Origin of the sequence: Lujinxingia vulgaris, from assembly GCF_007997005.1 — a bacterium.
In the GTDB taxonomy this organism is placed as follows: domain Bacteria; phylum Myxococcota_A; class Bradymonadia; order Bradymonadales; family Bradymonadaceae; genus Lujinxingia.
The window spans coordinates 1-15378 of the sequence record NZ_VOSL01000138.1; the positions used below are offsets into that span (position 1 = coordinate 1).

The window sequence follows — 15378 nt, forward strand, 5'->3', positions numbered from 1 at the left end:
AGCCCCCGGGAGCGCGCCCCGCTTCGCGGGCCACGCTCGGGTCGCGGCGCGATCGACGCGCTGCGCGAGACCGGCGGGGGGCTCTCGCTGGATAACCACCCGGGGATCAACCGCGGGGGGAGGCCGCGTCAGCCGACGCGCCCCAACCCGGCGATTGCAGGCGATCAGCCGGAGCTGAAAGGTGACGCGTCGACGCCGGAGGTGGCCGAATCCGGCGCGCCGCTCACCGCGGATGGGCCGGTGGCCGACGCGACCGACGACGCACGCAAGACCGCGCGCAGTCTGGCCGAGAGGCTTCTGGCCCGCGGGGGGCTTGAGCCCGTTGACGACGCGTCGAGCGAGCCGGCGGAGCCGGCGCGCGAGGTGGTCGATGTCAGCCGCACCCGGCCTTACACCGAGATCGCTCGCCCCGATGAAGATCTGGCCGCGCGCTATGCGCTCAGCGAAGACGACTTCCCCAACCTGGTGCGCTACGGCCGCAACCTCACCGAAGAGGCGGCGCTGGCCAACATCGACCCGGTGGTCGGGCGCGACACCGAGATCGCGCAGCTCATCGACATTCTGGGCAAGCGTCGCTCCAACAACCCGCTGCTCGTCGGCGAGCCGGGTGTGGGCAAGACGGCGGTCGTAGAGGGGCTGGCCTGCCGGTTGGCCGAGATGGCGCGCGGGGGCATCGCCTTTGGCGAGCGGGTGATCGTGGAGCTGGAGATGGGGCGGCTCTTAAGCGGCACGCATCTTCGGGGCAGCTTCTCGGAGCGCTTGCTGGGCATCAAAGATGAGGTCGCGCGCGCCGGCGGTCAGATCATCGTGTTCCTCGATGAGGTGCACACCTGGATCTCGGCCGGCGCCAGCGGCGACGGCACCGACGCGGCCGGCGAGCTGAAGACGGCGCTGGCACGTGGGAAGTTCCCGTGTATCGGGGCGACGACCCACGACGAGTACCGAAAGTTCATTGAGAGCGACCCGGCCTTTGAGCGCCGCTTTCAGACGGTGACGGTCGAAGAGCCCGATGAGGCCACGGCGCTGCGCATCATTGAGGGCGTGCGCACCCATTATGAGCGCCACCACGGGGTGCAGTTCACCCCCGACGCTCTGGCCGCGGCGGTAGGGTTGTCGGTGCGCTATGTGCATGACCGGCAGCTTCCCGACAAGGCCATCGGGGTGCTTGACCTGGCCGGGAGCCGGGCGGCGCGCCAGGGGCTTAAAGATGTCGATCGCGAGGCCATTGCGCGGGTCGTCGCCGATGTGGCAGGCATTCCCGCCGACCGCCTCACCGGCAGCGACCGCGAGCGCTTCCTGCACATGGAGAAGTTCCTCTCCGAGGGTGTGGTGGGCCACCAGGAGAGCGTGCGCACCATCTCGGAGCTGATTCGGCGCAACTACGCCGGCTTCCGCAGCAAGCGCCCCATCGGCAGCCTGCTCTTCTTAGGGCCGACCGGTGTGGGTAAGACCGAGATGGTCAAGGTGTTGGCCGACTTCCTCTTCCATGACCGCGACGCGATTGTGCGCCTCGACATGTCGGAGTTTATGGAGTCGCACTCGGTGAGTCGCTTCATCGGAGCGCCCCCCGGGTATGTGGGCTACGAGCAGGGCGGCCAGCTTACCGAGGCGGTGCGCCAGCGCCCCTATCAGGTGGTGTTGCTCGATGAGATTGAAAAAGCTCACCCGGACGTGCTCAACCTGCTTCTGCAGCTTTTTGACGAGGGGCGGCTAACCGATGGGCGCGGCCGGCAGGTGGACTTCTCCAACACGCTGGTGATCATGACGAGCAACCTGGGCGCCGAGGCGTTTGACGATGCGCCGCAGGAGAGCCGTGGGGCGCGTATCGGGTTTGGGGCGCGGGCGATGAGCCCGCGTGAAGCGACGCGTCAGCGCGACGGGCTGCGCGACGAGGTGTTGACCGCTGCGAAGGGGCATTTCACCCCGGAGCTGTGGAACCGCATCGATGAGCGGCTGGTGTTCATGCCGCTGACCCGCGATGAAGTCGCGCGCATCGCCACGTTGCAGCTGGGAGACAGCCAGCGGCGGCTCTGGGAGGAGAGCGCGATTCGCCTGGAGTTTGACGACGCGGTGGTCGACCACCTGATTGCCAACGGCGGCTACGATCAGCGCCTGGGCGCGCGGCCGATGCGCCAGACGATTCAGCGTCTGGTCGAGGGCGCGGTGGCCCAGGAGATCTTGTCGGGGCGTGTGGTGCGCGGCGGCTTGATTCGGGTGGTGGTCGATGGCGATCGCCTGCGCTGTGAGACGCAGGGCTGAGGCCTCACCCACGCGCGGATCGCGTTGAACGACGTTAACCCGAGCAACGACGACAGGGGGGGGGCGCTACTCGTCGTCGCTGCGGCGCATCAGGCGTCGTGCGCGTTCGGTGAGAAGATCGTAGATCGCCAGCAGGTCGCTCTCATCGCCGAGGCTCGCCAGCGCCTGGCGGTGCTGCTCGATGGTATGCTCGTCGCCGCGGGCCACCGGTCCGCTGAGCGCGCGGGCGGGGCGGTTGCGGCTGAGGTTATCGAGGCTTGAGCCGGCCAACTCCACCAGCGCGGTGCGAGCGATGTCGGGATCGATATGGGCCTGAGCAGCGATGTCGATCGAGGCGTCGATGAGGCTCACCAGCAGGTTGGCCGCGGTGACGGCGGCAGCGTGGTAGTAGGGCTTGGTCTGCGGCTCAATGCGCTGGGGGGCGATGCCCGCCGGGCGCAGCAAATCTTCGAGAAGATCGACGGCGCGGTCGTCGCCCTCCACGCTCCAGAAGGTGCGGTGGAAGCGTTGCACCGCGCGCACCGGCTCGGTGATGGCCTGCAGGGGATGCAGCGTGGCGATGGCGCAGCCCGGTGGCGCAGGCTTGAGCTCGGTGCTGGCCAGGCTCCCGGAGGTGTGCACGAGCACCGAGCCCGGGGCGATGTGGCTGGCGAGCGCCTGCGCGGTGGCGGCGATGGCGTCATCGACTACCGTCAGCCAGATCAGCGCCGGCCCGTCGAGGTGAGCTCGCAGCGCGTCGGGCAGCGCACCGAAGGTGCGCGCGCCGGGGGCGGGAGGCGCGGCCTGGGCAGCGGCTTCGGTGCGGTTCCAGGTCGCTTTGACACGCGCGCCCAGCTGGTGAGCGAGCAGATGCAGCGCCTGCCCCACGCGTCCGTAGCCCACGATGATCCAGGGCAAGTCGTCTGAGGTGGAGGTGCTCATGCGCAGTGCGTACCCAGGTAGAGCTGATGATGATCGATGATGGAGAGCACGTCGGCCGGGATCCAGGCGCGCACGCTCTCGTAGTCGCAACGCGCCAGGGCGTCGCGGATGATGGTGGAGCTGATATCGGGGAGCTCCAGGTCGATCTTATCCGGCGAGGTGTCCCGATCATGACCGCGCCGGCCGACGACGATGAGGTTGACCATCGTCATCAGCTCGTCCCAGCGCTTCCAGCGGTCGACTTCGCCTAAGATGTCGGCGCCGACCACCAGCGAGAAGCGCGTCCGGGGGTGGCGCTCTTTCAGCGCGAGGACTGTATCAATGGTGCGGCTCTCGCCGCCGAGCTCGCGCTCGATCTCCGAGATGCGCACATCGCGAAAAGGCGCGATGGCCGCCTGGCACATGGCCTTGCGGGCCTCAAAGCTGGCGAGATCTTTGTTGAAGGCGTGCTGGTAGGTGGGGATCCACCAGACCTCGTCGACGGGTTGCGTCTGCAAGACCCAGAGCGTGGCCAGGGTGTGGCAGACGTGCGGCGGGTTAAAGCTGCCGCCGAAGAGCGCGACGTGTTGGGGATCAGTCATGATAGAGCAAACACTCGTTGCGGCGGGATTCAAACTCGGCGCGGGCGCTGCGGTTGGCCCGAGCCAGCTCGCGAGGGTCGACGCCGTCTTCCAGCGCCCGGCGTTGTTCCGGGTCGCCCAGGAGCAGATCGATGGCCAGGCGATCGTTGACGAATTCGTAGGCCTGCTCGCGCCAGGCAAAGCCGTCGGCTTCCTGGGCGATGACACCGGCGATGATCGCGTAGCTCAACGTGAGGCTTCGCATCTGGCGTCGGTCGGTGATGTGAAGTTGCAGACCGCGGCAGGTCTGGCCGGCGTGTTTTTGAAACATCGGCCGAAAGGCGACCAGCCGGTAGGCGACGCCCTCCAACTTCAGGGATTCGAGGTAGGCTTTTAAGGCCGGCGCGTCAACATAGGGAGCCCCTACGAGCTCAAAAGGGCGTGTGGTGCCGCGGGCCTCGCTTAAGTTGGTGCCCTCAATCAGGCATTGGCCCGGGTAGACGGTGGCGGTGTCCAGGGTGGGCATGTTCGGGCTGGGCATCACCCAGGGGAGCCCGGTCTGGTCGAACCACATCGTGCGCTTCCAGCCCCGGAGCTCGACGACCTCGAGCTCACACCGCCAGTCGGTGAAGCGGTTAAAGTAATGCGCGAGCTCGCCTGCGGTCATGGCGTGGCGGGTGGCGATGGGCTGCATGCCCACAAAGGAGTCGTAGCCTTCGAGGACGATGTTGCCTTCGATGTCGACGCCGTTGATGGGGTTGGGGCGGTCGAGCACGGTCACCGGGATCGACGCCTCACCGCAGGCCTGCATCATCAGGCCGATGGTGTAGACGTAGGTGTAATAACGCGCGCCGATGTCCTGAATGTCGCAGATGACGCGGTCGAGGCCTTCGAGGTGCTCAGGCCGGGGTTTGAGGCTCTCGAAGGTGTGGCCGTAGAGGCTGATGCAGGGAAGTCCGGAGAGGGGGTCGACGGTCTCTTCGACGACCTCCATATCCTGGGCTTCGGCGCGCACGCCATGTTCCGGGCCAAAGAGGCGTACGATGTTGAGGCCGGCCTTGCGCAGCGCCTCGATGGCGTGGTCGAGCGAGGCTGTGATGCTGGTGGGGTTGACCAGCAGCCCCAGCCGCTGGCCCTTGAGCGCGTTGAGGCGCTCGGGCTCGGCCAGAAGACGATCCAGGCCGGTTTGAACGACGGGGGCAGACAGGGTCATGACGGAACATCCTCGGTGGGTTTCTCGGTGGGTTTCTCAGCGGAGGGTTTGGAGGCGCCGCCCATCATCAGGGGGACGCCCTTGATCTGAGGCTGGGCGCCCGAAGAGCCGCTCATCTCGCTCCAGTCGCCGGGGGCGTCGTCATCGTCGGGCATGGGTTTGCCCTGCAGAGCGGCGCTCATCACGTTGAGGTAGTGCGCCAGGCTGGCGGCGTCATCGTGATAGCCTTCGTTGGAGAACTGATAGTCCCGGTTGCCGGAGATGATCTCCTGAACACCCTGCTCGATCTGGGCGAAGCGTCGGGTGTAGAGGTGCAGGCTCAGCAGCAAGAAGATCATGCCGACGGCCAGCACGCCGAAGCCAACGCGCAGGGTCAGGGCTTTGGCGTGGTCGACCGGCGCGAGGGTGCGCTCCATGTTGGAGAGGAGCACCATCCCGGAGCGCTCGTCCTCGTCGCCGGCGCGGTGGAAGTGGCGCACGAGCGCGCGGTAAGGGGTCTGATTGATGGAGACATCGACAAAGCGCTCCAGGTCATTTTCGGGGGCGATCTCGTCGCTGAAGAGCTGGTCGGCCAGCGCGCGCTGATTGTTGGTGCTCAGCGTCGAGCCGTAGATGCGGCCGTCTCGGAAGAAGGCCACCTCCGGCACCAGCGCGGCCTCGCGGGTGTCGGACTCGGGGGTGTACTCCCCACTGGACGCGCCGGCAAAGAGCCCCTGGCTGCGGCGCGCGACGCCGTCATTGACGAGGTTGCCCAGGATGACCGCACCCACGGTGGCGTCCGTGCCGGGCTCACGCAGGGGCGCGATGGCCACGCGGTAGAGCTGGCGGTCCTCGGTGGCGCTCCAGGACCAGTTCCAGGAGGCCAGGCGCGGCTCACCGCTCTCCATCACCTCCAGCACCAGCGGGAAGTCACGCGCGACGTTCTCGCCCATCCAGTGCGCGAGGTTATCCCCCAGGGTGGCCACCCCGCGGCCGGAGCGGTCGATGGCCATAAAGATCTCATGGTCGGCCGGGCGGCGCTCGGCCAGGGGCAGGTCGAGGTTGCGAACCCCCTCATTTTTAGGCGCGATGAATTCGGTAAAACGAATCTGGTCGCGTTCCAGCAGCTTGTGCACCTCGACGTGGCGCTCGTACTCGGCGTCGCCGGTGTATTCGGCGATCATCGCCTGCTGCAGGTCATCGCGGGAGGCGACAAAGCGGGCCTTCTCCAGGAGGGCGTATTCGTCGAGCCGGCGCGACTTCTCGGCGATAAGCGCGGTGCGTTGCAAAGCGACGTCGCCGTCCTGCTGAAGCGCGGGCCGCATCGTGTTTTCAATCACCAGATAGGTCGAGGCCATAAACAGCGCGACTAAGACCACGTAACCGAGGACGATTTTGAGTCGAAACATAGCGCGCTCCTGGAAGAGGGGGGCCTCCGCGGTGGGAAGCGAGTTCACAGGGTTCTGTCGCCGTCGGCCAGGCCGGGCAGCGATGATACGGCGTGCGTCTACAAGCTCATAAAGGGCGGTGCGACTCTCCGGGGGAGGCCGCAGGCCCGATGTCAATCGGGGTGTTGATCCTCTCAAGTGTACTGGTGGTGTGCTCCCCCCGCAAGGTGGCAGAAGGGCCTCAGGCGGTGGCCTGAGCGCGGCGCTGATGCTCGCGAACCACCCAATCGACGACCTTCTGGTAGTCGGAGGCGCCGCGGCTGTCCGGCGCGTACTCAAAGATGGACTGGCGGTGTTGCGGGGCTTCTTTGAGGCGAGTGTTCACGCGAATCGGCGGGAGCACCTTGTCGTGGAAGTAGCCCTTGAGCGTCTTGATGGACTCGTCGCTGATGTTGTTACGCATGTCGTAGAAGGTGGGCAGTATGCCCATGATGCTGATGGGGTGTAGCAGGACCTGGTTGACGTTCTTGAGCGTCTTCATGACCTGTTTGACCCCCACCAGGCTCAAGAAGTCGCAGGAGACCGGCACGATGAGGTGGTCGGCGAAGGTCAGCGCGTTCATGTTGAGCAGCGAGAGGCTCGGGCCGCAGTCGAGCAGGATGAAGTCGTAGTCGTGGTTCTCGTGAAGAACCTTGCGCAAAAGTTTATCACGGCCCTCATTTTTGCGAGCCAGGAAGATCTCGGCGCTGGCCAGGGTGTCGTCGCCCACGAGCACATCGAGGTTGGGGCGGGCGTTGATGACGCTCTGGCTTAAGGGGCGCTCCTCGACCATCAGGTGGTAAAGGGTGTGTTTGCCCTCGACGCCCAGGCTGATGGCGACGTGGCCCTGACTGTCGACGTCGATGATGAGCACGCGGTGGCCGGCCAGCGCCAGGCCGCTGCCCAGGGCGACGGTGGTGGTTGTCTTGCCGGTGCCGCCTTTCTGGTTGAGCACGGCGATGCGCATCGGGCCGCGCTCGGAGTGGGTGCGTCTCTGGCGGTAGTCCTGAACGGCCGGGGTGCGGCAGGCCATCGAGCAGTAATGCACCTGGCGGCCGTCCACGGTGGCCTGCTGGAAGGCGTAGGTGGGCACGAAGGCCTTGTCGCAGCTGGAGCAACGCACCTGGCCTTGCTGCTCGGTCTGCTCCTGGCGGCAGGCCTGGCTGCAGAAGTAGACCATCTCGGAGCCGCGACGCTCGATCTGGAAGCGAAATTTGACCAGAAACTGCTTCTCGCAGCTAACGCAGGTCTTGAGTGCGGGAGCCATAAGACATCCTTGTCAGGTCCGGGTTGCGCCGGGGCACGGGCCGCGCCCCTGAAAAAGTGTACAACGCAAGGGCGGGGACAATAACGCTAAACGATCCCGCGGTAAAGCGCGCCGCAGCGGGCAACTCCGCGGTGCGCCGGGGCAACGCCTTTTACGGAATCAAACGTGGCAGGATGCTGTCTTCAAAGGTGCCTGGCGACGAGAGCGCCGGGGAACAATCCGGCCACTGCGGCCCGTCTAATCGGAGGTTGCTCATGGGACATCATCACGACCACAACAACGCGTTGAGTCGACGCGCATTTATGAACGCGCTTCTGGCGGCCGGAGCGGGTGTGGCCGCAGCCGGGTGGGGGGCGGCGTGCTCACCGAAGTCGGCGGGTGGACCCCAAAGCGAGCGTCCGGGGGAGGGGAAGACGCCCGTACCCGACTCGCCGAGCGGCGGGCGCATGCCCGTGGGCTTTGTCGGTCACGGCGCTCCCACGCTCGCTATCGATCCCGGCAAAGGAGGGGATCTGGCGCGCTGGTCGAGGGCCTTGCCGAAGCCGCGCGCTATCCTGGCGCTAAGTGCCCACTGGGAGGATGCTCCAGCAAGCGCCGGGACGACCCGGGTGCAGGATCTGATGTACGACTTTTACGGATTCCCCGAGGAGCTCTACCAGATCGAATACCCCTCTCCCGGGGCGCCGGATCTGGTGCGGCGCATCGGGGCGTTGATGGGCGAGGAGGTCACCCGGCACGATCGCGCGCTCGACCACGGGGTGTGGGTGCCGCTTTTGCATATGGCGCCGCAGGCCGATGTCCCCGTGCTTCAGCTCTCACTTCCCTCGCGCGAAGGTCCGGAGGCGCTCTTTGAGCTGGGGCGAAAGCTCGCGCCGCTGCGCGATGAGGGCGTCTTCATTCTGGGGAGCGGCAACGTCGTGCATAACCTGCGCCGGCTCTCCTGGCATGACCCCGACGGCACAGCACCCCCGGCGTGGGCCTCGGAGTTTGACGGTTGGGTCCGGGAGGTGATCGACCAGGGCGACTTCGATGCGCTGGTGGATTATCGGCACAAGAGCCCGGGGCTGCGCATCGCGCATCCGACCGAAGAGCATTTTCAGCCGCTGCTGGTGGCCGCCGGTGCAGCGAGTGTGCGGCGTGACACGGTGAGCTACCCGGTCGAGGGGTTTGAGTACGGGAGCATCAGCCGGCGCTGTGTTCAGTTCGGCTGAGCTAAACACCTGGAGGTGAGCGACAAGGAACTTTTCGATGATCCCTTCCCACGATCTGGACTCATGGAGTAGGCTTTCAGCCACCATCCACTGTGAGGACATTTCTGGGAGTAGTATCGTGACGTTTACGCGAAGCTGGATTTATGTTTGCGCCGCGCTCTGTGCGGGTTTGGTCACCTCAACCGTCAGCGCCGAAGAGCTCGTTGAAGAGACGGTTGATGAGGAGCTTGTCGAGGAGTTGGTCGAGGACGAGCCGGCGGCCTCGGAGTTTGGTGGCTTTCATCTGCAATCCTCCCTGGCGATTCGCCCCTTTCCCATCGGGCTGGCGCTGCGCACCCAGGGGGGCTTCAAAAAGGGCCTCTTTGAGAGCGCCTCGCCACTTCTTTCGGGGACGTATGTGGACGGCGGGGTGTCGACCTCGTTGAGCCCGGCGGCGTTCTGGGCGGGGCCCTATCTGGAGCTTCTTCCGGTGGCGGTGCTCAAGCTGCGGGTGAGTGCGAACTTCATGACTTACTTTGGCACCTGGGGCTACCTCTATGTGCCCGATGATGCCGCTCAGGATTGGAGCCTCGACGCGCTGGGCGCTTCGGCCGACCAGGGGCTGGGACAGTCGACCACCGGCATGATGGTCGAGGCCGAGGCCACCCCGCAGATGAAGGTGGGGCGCGTGGTCTTTCAGGCCCCGACGACCTTTGGCTGGATGAAGATGGATGTGGCCAACAACTACTATGAGCCCATCTACGATCTTTTCTTCGCGCCGGAAGACACCTACTGGGTGACTCGCCCGACGCTCGGCTACATCTTTGGGAAAAACCCGGCCGAGAGCTTCCTGCTCCTGGGCGCGCGCTGGGAGCACACCTCGATCGCCAACTCCGGGGTGGTGCGCGATACGGTGGGGCTGCTCTTTAACTGGAAGATGCCCTCGAGCACGCTGAGCTGGGGCGACGCATCGATCTCGGGCTTCGGGGGCGTGCACGTCGATCACCCCAACCGCGGCGCGATCTCGCCATACCTGGGTGTTCAGGCGGGCGTGAAGTTTCTCTAAGAACGCACCCTCGCTCCGCAGCGTTCGGGCTGTGAACGCCGGGACGCGATGAGGTTGGCAGGCCGGGCACCGTGAGGTGTCCGGCCTGTCTTGCTCTGCGCGCAGGGCCGCCGAGTGGTGCGCTTGGGGGACGCTAGCCGGCAGGTGATCCGGGGCGGTGGAGCGGTCGGATGGCGGTTTTGCTCCCATCAGCGAGGCCGCTGTTGAGCTGTGTTTATGCGGGGGAGCGGGCGTGGGTGTTCGGGGCAGTGTGGCGAGCGGGATGATCCGTCTGACGCCCTGCTGCACCTTGAGGCGGGTCGTGTGCGGGTTGGAGCAACTCCCGGTCGTGCCTGAACGAGGCGGGAGGTGGAGCAGGGCGATGCGCGCAAAAAAGCCCCGGGAGCGTGCGGCTCCCGGGGCGTCGACCCCTGGCGGGGTCTCGTTAGCCTCGGGGCATCACCATCGACAAAAGGTCGTGCAGCGACGGTGACGCCCCTCGGATGCGGCTGCGGTCACCGCTCTCAGTGCTGACCGCCCGGGGCCGTTGCGTAATCAGCACAGACCGGGAGGTAGGGGAGGTAGTCGCAGATCAGCGGACGAGGCGGCAGTCCGGCGATGCAGCGCAGTGTGTCGACGCCGCGCGGGGTGATCTTGACCACCGAGTTGTCGGTATCGACGCTCACGTAGATCACACCACAGTCATCGACGGCGATGCCGTTGAAGATGTAGGTCGGCGGCATGCCCGGGGGGCCCGGCATGCCGACATCCAGGTCGCTGGCCACCATCGAAGTCTGGCCGGTTTGAACGTCGATCTTCGTGATCTGATCGATGCCGGTTTCGACCACCAGGAGGTTGCCGTCCTTATCGACGGCCATGCCCTCAGGTTGCGCCAGCCCCTGGGCGACGATTTGTGGCGAGGCAAGCGCCTGACCGTCGTCGGCGATCAGATAGATATTGCCGGTGACCCAATCAGCCGCCCAGAGGTCCTCACCATCGGTGGCAAGACCGGTGGGAACCGGGATCGCAGCCAGCGTCTCCATGTCGAAGGTGCCGGCCTCACGACGCACGACCCGGTTGGCGGTGAGCTCCGAGACGATCAGGTCGCCCTGGTAGCGCAGCGCGTTGAGCGGGGTGGAGAAGTCGGCGTGGCTCTCTACGACGGCTTCCTGAGCGGGGTCCCAGGTCTGCACGACGTTGGCGAACCAGGAGCTGGTCAGCACGCGGTCGCCGTCGGCGGTGGCGGTCAGCGGGGTGGCCAGCGCGGAGATGCCAATCACCGAGTGAATCGAGGCGGTCATACGCCCGGTGAGCGTGGAGAAGCCTTTCATCGAGAGGGCGTCCGCGACAAAGACGGTCTGCTTGCCCTGGTAGGGCACCACCGCCACACCACCGGGAGCAACGAGCCCCTCGCGGGTCAGGCTACGCATGCGTCCGCTGGGGAGCACCTTGCGTACCCAGCCATCGTGGGCGTTGGTGATGTAGATGGTGTCGTTGGCGTCAAAGGCGAGGTTGTCGGCGCCGACCTCATCGGCCACTGCGACGACCTCGGTCTCGCCGGTGTCCAGGTCCAGCGCGATGATCTCGCCGGTATACTGATCGACGACGTGCAGGACGCCCTGGGAGTCGAACTTCACGGCCGCCGGCACCTGAAGGCCGTCGAGCACCGTGGTGAACGCGCCGGTGTCGACGTTGACGCGCACGACCTCGCCAGCGAACCAGCGCGGGCCGTAGAGGTTGCCGTCCGGACCAAAACGCATGCTGTTGAGCCCGGCATAGCCGGTGCCAACCAGGCGAGGAGCGTCGACGCCGTCGGGATCGAGCTCGTAGAGGGCGTCGCCCAGGAAGACGACCGTGGCGAAGAGGCGACCGTCCGGCGACATCGCGATCGCGTTCACGCCCGGGGTAAGTTGACCGACGGTGGTCTTGACGCCGTCCGGGCTCAAACGACCGACTTCACCGGTGAGAAAGGAGGTCCAGTAGAGCGATCCGTCGGGCCCAAAGGCCAGGTCATCGGGGGAGTCGACGCCGCGCTCGGTGCCGATCATGTCGAGGATGCGGCCGGAGCGCGGGTTGATCACCGCGATGGCCCGGGAGAGCACGCTGGCGACGTAGAGATTGCCGTCCGGGCCCACCACAATGCCGTTGGTGGCGTGCAGATCGGCGCCGGTGGTCAGGGTGCGCATCCGGTAGTCGTTATCCACCGATCCAGATGAGTGCCACAGTGCGGCCTGCGATTCGCCGGTTGTGTCCTCGTCCACACCACCACACGCCGCAAGGAGCAACGCCCCGGCGGCCAACTTCGAAGTCCAACGAGCAGCGCGAATTGATACAGCTTTCATGATCCACTCTCCCGGTAAAGGCACGCTGCCCCGAAGTGGGGTCAGCGCTCAAACATGCCACGATGATAGGAGAGCGTGAGTTGTGCATCAATTGTTAAGTTATATGAAATTGGTGCTTGACAGGTTTGGCATGTCTTCGTCTAACTTCTTGCATTGATTAAGGAAAGCGCGTTCGGGGTGGTTGGGTGTCGGTTGTTGTGCGGGGATGTGAGAGAGGGTGGTTGGGCGTAGGTTGATGTGTTTTTGCGTCAATGACGATCACCTTCTTTCGGTACGACGAAGTGCAAAAGAATGACCACCGGGGCAGGGGGCCGCGGTGGTCATTTGAAGCGCAGGTTCGCCGGTACGAAGGCTTAGCTGGGGGCATCCTCCGGCGAAGGGGCGGGGCGTTTTTTGGAGATCACGGTGCTCACGTGCTGGCGGACCTGAGCCAAAAGGCGCTCGCGATTTGCCCCGAAGCCCTCGCCGTCCTTTCCTCCCTTGGTGAGGATCTCGCTTGTATCGCGACGCAGCTGAGCCTCCTCTGCCGGTGAGAGCTCCCTGGCGGTGACCACGATGACCGGCACCTTGCTGTAGTCGGGGTGGTTGCGCAGCCGACGCAGGAACTCAAAGCCGTCGAGGTTGGGCATCATCAGGTCGAGCAGGACAAGCGCCGGCTCGACGGTCTCGAGCTTCTGCAGGCCGATGCAGCCGTCTTCGGCCTCGACCACGCCCCAGCCGTCATCTTCCAGGGTGCGGCGCATCAGCGAGCGGGTGGGCTCATCGTCTTCGACCAGCAGGATCTCGCCAGCGGCCTCGTCGGGGCGACGGTAGTTGTTGAGCGTCTCGATGAGGCGTTTGCGGTCGATGGGTTTGACCAGGTAGTCGTCGGCGCCCAGGGCGAAGCCGCGCGCGCTCTCGTCGAGCATGGTGACCATGACCACCGGGGTGTCGCAGAGCTCGGGGTGATCTTTGATCTTGGAGAGGAGCGTCCAGCCGTCCATTGAGGGCATCATCACATCGAGGGTGATGACGTCGGGGCGCAGCTGCTCGGCCAGGATCAGGCCCTCCGAGCCGTTGGCCGCGGTGACCACGGTGATGCCCTCGCGCTCCAGCAGGCGGCGCAGCAGGTCGCGCATGGTGGGGTCGTCATCGACGACGAGCACCGTCTGGCTGCCGGCGTTGCGCAGCGACGCGGGCAGATCTTCGGCACGAGTGGCGCCGTCGCCCTCGGCGTCCACGTCGGTGTCGGTGGCGCGCAGGTTGGTGGCCAGCCTGACTTTAAAGAGGCTGCCTTTGCCGGGGGTCGACTCCACCTCGATGCCCCCGCCGAGAAGTTCGCAGAAGTGGCGGGTGATCGTCAGGCCCAGACCGGTGCCACCGAACTCGCGGGTGGTCGAGGAGTCGGCCTGGGTGAAGGCCTCGAAGATCGCCTTGAGCTGCTCTTCATCGACGCCGACGCCGGTGTCTTCGACCTCGCAGATGACGTGGCTGTACGTCTCACTGGGGTACATCCGCATGGTGATGGTGCCATCGAAGGTGAATTTGCAGGCGTTGCTGAGCAGGTTGAAGAGGATCTGACGCATCTTGGTGGCGTCGGTGTTCATGTAGCCGAGCTCGTCGCTGATTTCGACCTTGAGCGTGTTGTGGTTCTTCTCGGCCAGCGGCATCACCGTGGACCGGATGTCTTCGACCAGGTGATTGATGTCGAACATCTCGATGTGCACGCTCATCTTTCCGGCCTCGATCTTGGAGAGGTCGAGGATGTCGTTGATCAGCGCGAGCAGGTGGGTGCCGGCGGTGCGGATGCGGCTTAGGTCGGGCAAGAACTCCGCGACGACGCTGGCGTCTTCGGGCGAGTCCTGCTGGAGGTATTCGATCTCCTCGATGATGATCTCGGAGTAGCCGATGACCGCGTTGAGCGGGGTGCGCAGCTCGTGGCTCATGTTGGCCAAAAACGCGCTCTTGGCCTGATTGGCGTGGATCGCGGCGTCGCGTGCCTGGCGGATCTCCTGCTCGGCCTGCTTACGCTCGGTGATGTCGCGCAGCACCAGGATGAGACGGTCGCCCAGGGTGCCAAAGGCGATCTCGGCGGGGAACTCCCCGGAGGCACGCACGCCGGTGTGCTCCAGCGACTCGCCAGTGTCGAGATCTTCGAGCGTGCCCGGGTTCATCGAGCTTATCAGGTCGGTGATATGCTCGCCGGCGATCGTGCCGTGCTCGCGCTCAAAGATCCGCGCGGCGGCCTCGTTGGCCGTGAGCACCTTGCCCTCGCTGTTAACGGTGATGATGCCATCGGGGGCGGTTTCCAGCACCGCGCTGGTCTCGCTCTCCCGGATGCGCACCTCTTCGGTCAGCCAGCTCTGCAGGTCGTCCTTGAGCTGCAGCACCACATGCGCGGTCACCGCCATACCGATCAGACTGATGCCTCGCTGCACATTGGCCACCACCGGCGGAAGCGCCGTCGGCGTGAACTCGTAGCCAGTGAGCGTGCCCACCAGGACCGCTCCCCAACTCAAGACGATGGCGTAGAGCCAGATCTTGGCGGTGCGGCGTCCCTGAAAAAGGTTGGCCAGCAGCGGGAGCATCGCCGGCCAGACGATGGCCGGTGCGGAGAGCCCGCCGTTCTGGTGAATCAGGAAGTAGAGCAGGATGTAGATCGGACCGACGATTAGGTGGCCAGCCCAGTCCATACGCGCCGTTGAGCGCAGCAGCAGAGGCGCCGTGGCCACCGTGCTGCCGCAGATCACCAGGGCGAGCGCGGCCTGGTAGGACCCTCCGGAGAAGGAGATCGCGGCGGTCAAAAAGGCCCAGAAGACCACGGTGAACGTGGTCTTTACCCCGATTTGAGCACGCTTAAGCTCAATGCCGTTCTCGGCTTTGAGCGGTTCCGGGATGAAGAAATCCGTAAATTTACCCATAAGCATACAGCCATTCTCAACGAGTACCGGTCTCGCTGTTGTCGTGAGCGCGGACACGCAACGTGCTGCCTCCGGTCGAGGTATCTGCGACGTGACGGCAGTCGAGCGTTCAGGGCCGCTCTGAGGCACGCGGAAGGGGATCCCTGCCGAGCATTCCTCGGATCGGTTACCACATTCGAGGTGGAGCGCCGAAAAAAATTGATGTCGTGACGAATGTGTCTTCCCCCCGATAATCAATTTCGGAGGAGAGGACAAGGGAGGCTTATGAACTGACC

The 15378-nt window shown here is 65.3% G+C and carries 10 protein-coding genes; 3 read left to right on the top strand and 7 right to left on the bottom strand.

Annotated elements, in window-relative coordinates:
* On the top strand, positions 1 to 2259 hold a 2259-nt coding region (locus FRC96_RS18575), incomplete at its 5' end, for an AAA family ATPase (protein WP_146976731.1).
* A 66-nt stretch (positions 2260 to 2325) separates the two neighbouring features.
* Here the strand turns inward: FRC96_RS18575 and FRC96_RS18580 are convergent.
* The 5 genes from FRC96_RS18580 to FRC96_RS18600 form a co-directional block, all read right to left on the bottom strand.
* A complete protein-coding gene (locus FRC96_RS18580; protein WP_146976733.1) occupies positions 2326 to 3180 on the bottom strand; it encodes a Rossmann-like and DUF2520 domain-containing protein in 855 nt (284 codons plus the stop codon).
* Positions 3177 to 3761, bottom strand: a complete 585-nt coding sequence (nadD, locus tag FRC96_RS18585; protein WP_146976734.1) for a nicotinate (nicotinamide) nucleotide adenylyltransferase — start codon at positions 3759 to 3761, stop codon at positions 3177 to 3179. The genes FRC96_RS18580 and nadD overlap by 4 nt, the downstream gene beginning before the upstream one ends.
* Complete coding sequence (locus FRC96_RS18590; RefSeq protein WP_146976736.1) at positions 3754 to 4953, bottom strand: exo-beta-N-acetylmuramidase NamZ family protein; 1200 nt, start codon at positions 4951 to 4953, stop codon at positions 3754 to 3756. Before FRC96_RS18590 ends, nadD begins: the two co-directional genes overlap by 8 nt.
* Entirely contained in the window at positions 4950 to 6341 is a 1392-nt protein-coding gene (locus FRC96_RS18595) for a hypothetical protein (protein WP_146976737.1), read from the bottom strand. Before FRC96_RS18595 ends, FRC96_RS18590 begins: the two co-directional genes overlap by 4 nt.
* Positions 6342 to 6561: 220 nt before the next feature.
* Positions 6562 to 7626: a ParA family protein gene (locus FRC96_RS18600; RefSeq protein ID WP_230470441.1), complete on the bottom strand. Its 1065-nt coding sequence runs from the start codon at positions 7624 to 7626 to the stop codon at positions 6562 to 6564.
* Between the two features lie 254 nt (positions 7627 to 7880).
* Between FRC96_RS18600 and FRC96_RS18605 the strand changes: the two genes are divergently transcribed.
* Both FRC96_RS18605 and FRC96_RS18610 read left to right on the top strand, forming a co-directional pair.
* A complete protein-coding gene (locus FRC96_RS18605; RefSeq protein WP_230470442.1) occupies positions 7881 to 8837 on the top strand; it encodes a dioxygenase family protein in 957 nt (318 codons plus the stop codon).
* 118 nt (positions 8838 to 8955) lie between these two features.
* Entirely contained in the window at positions 8956 to 9882 is a 927-nt protein-coding gene (locus FRC96_RS18610; RefSeq protein ID WP_146976739.1) for a hypothetical protein, read from the top strand.
* A 503-nt stretch (positions 9883 to 10385) separates the two neighbouring features.
* Here the strand turns inward: FRC96_RS18610 and FRC96_RS18615 are convergent.
* Entirely contained in the window at positions 10386 to 12203 is a 1818-nt protein-coding gene (locus FRC96_RS18615; RefSeq protein ID WP_146976740.1) for an SMP-30/gluconolactonase/LRE family protein, read from the bottom strand.
* A 353-nt stretch (positions 12204 to 12556) separates the two neighbouring features.
* Positions 12557 to 15109 (bottom strand): response regulator, encoded by a 2553-nt coding sequence (locus tag FRC96_RS18620; protein ID WP_146976742.1) that lies wholly within the window; start codon positions 15107 to 15109, stop codon positions 12557 to 12559.
* Between the last annotated feature and the right edge of the window lie 269 nt (positions 15110 to 15378).

What these genes read in the sequence shown, in the direction of transcription:
- FRC96_RS18580 (WP_146976733.1), bottom strand. Translation starts at nt 3,180, where the DNA reads ATGAGCACCTCCACCTCAGACGACTTGCCCTGGATCATCGTGGGCTAC.
- nadD (WP_146976734.1), bottom strand. Translation starts at nt 3,761, where the DNA reads ATGACTGATCCCCAACACGTCGCGCTCTTCGGCGGCAGCTTTAACCCG.
- FRC96_RS18590 (WP_146976736.1), bottom strand. Translation starts at nt 4,953, where the DNA reads ATGACCCTGTCTGCCCCCGTCGTTCAAACCGGCCTGGATCGTCTTCTG.
- FRC96_RS18620 (WP_146976742.1), bottom strand. Translation starts at nt 15,109, where the DNA reads ATGCTTATGGGTAAATTTACGGATTTCTTCATCCCGGAACCGCTCAAA.
- FRC96_RS18605 (WP_230470442.1), top strand. Translation starts at nt 7,881, where the DNA reads ATGGGACATCATCACGACCACAACAACGCGTTGAGTCGACGCGCATTT.
- FRC96_RS18600 (WP_230470441.1), bottom strand. Translation starts at nt 7,626, where the DNA reads ATGGCTCCCGCACTCAAGACCTGCGTTAGCTGCGAGAAGCAGTTTCTG.
- FRC96_RS18595 (WP_146976737.1), bottom strand. Translation starts at nt 6,341, where the DNA reads ATGTTTCGACTCAAAATCGTCCTCGGTTACGTGGTCTTAGTCGCGCTG.
- FRC96_RS18615 (WP_146976740.1), bottom strand. Translation starts at nt 12,203, where the DNA reads ATGAAAGCTGTATCAATTCGCGCTGCTCGTTGGACTTCGAAGTTGGCC.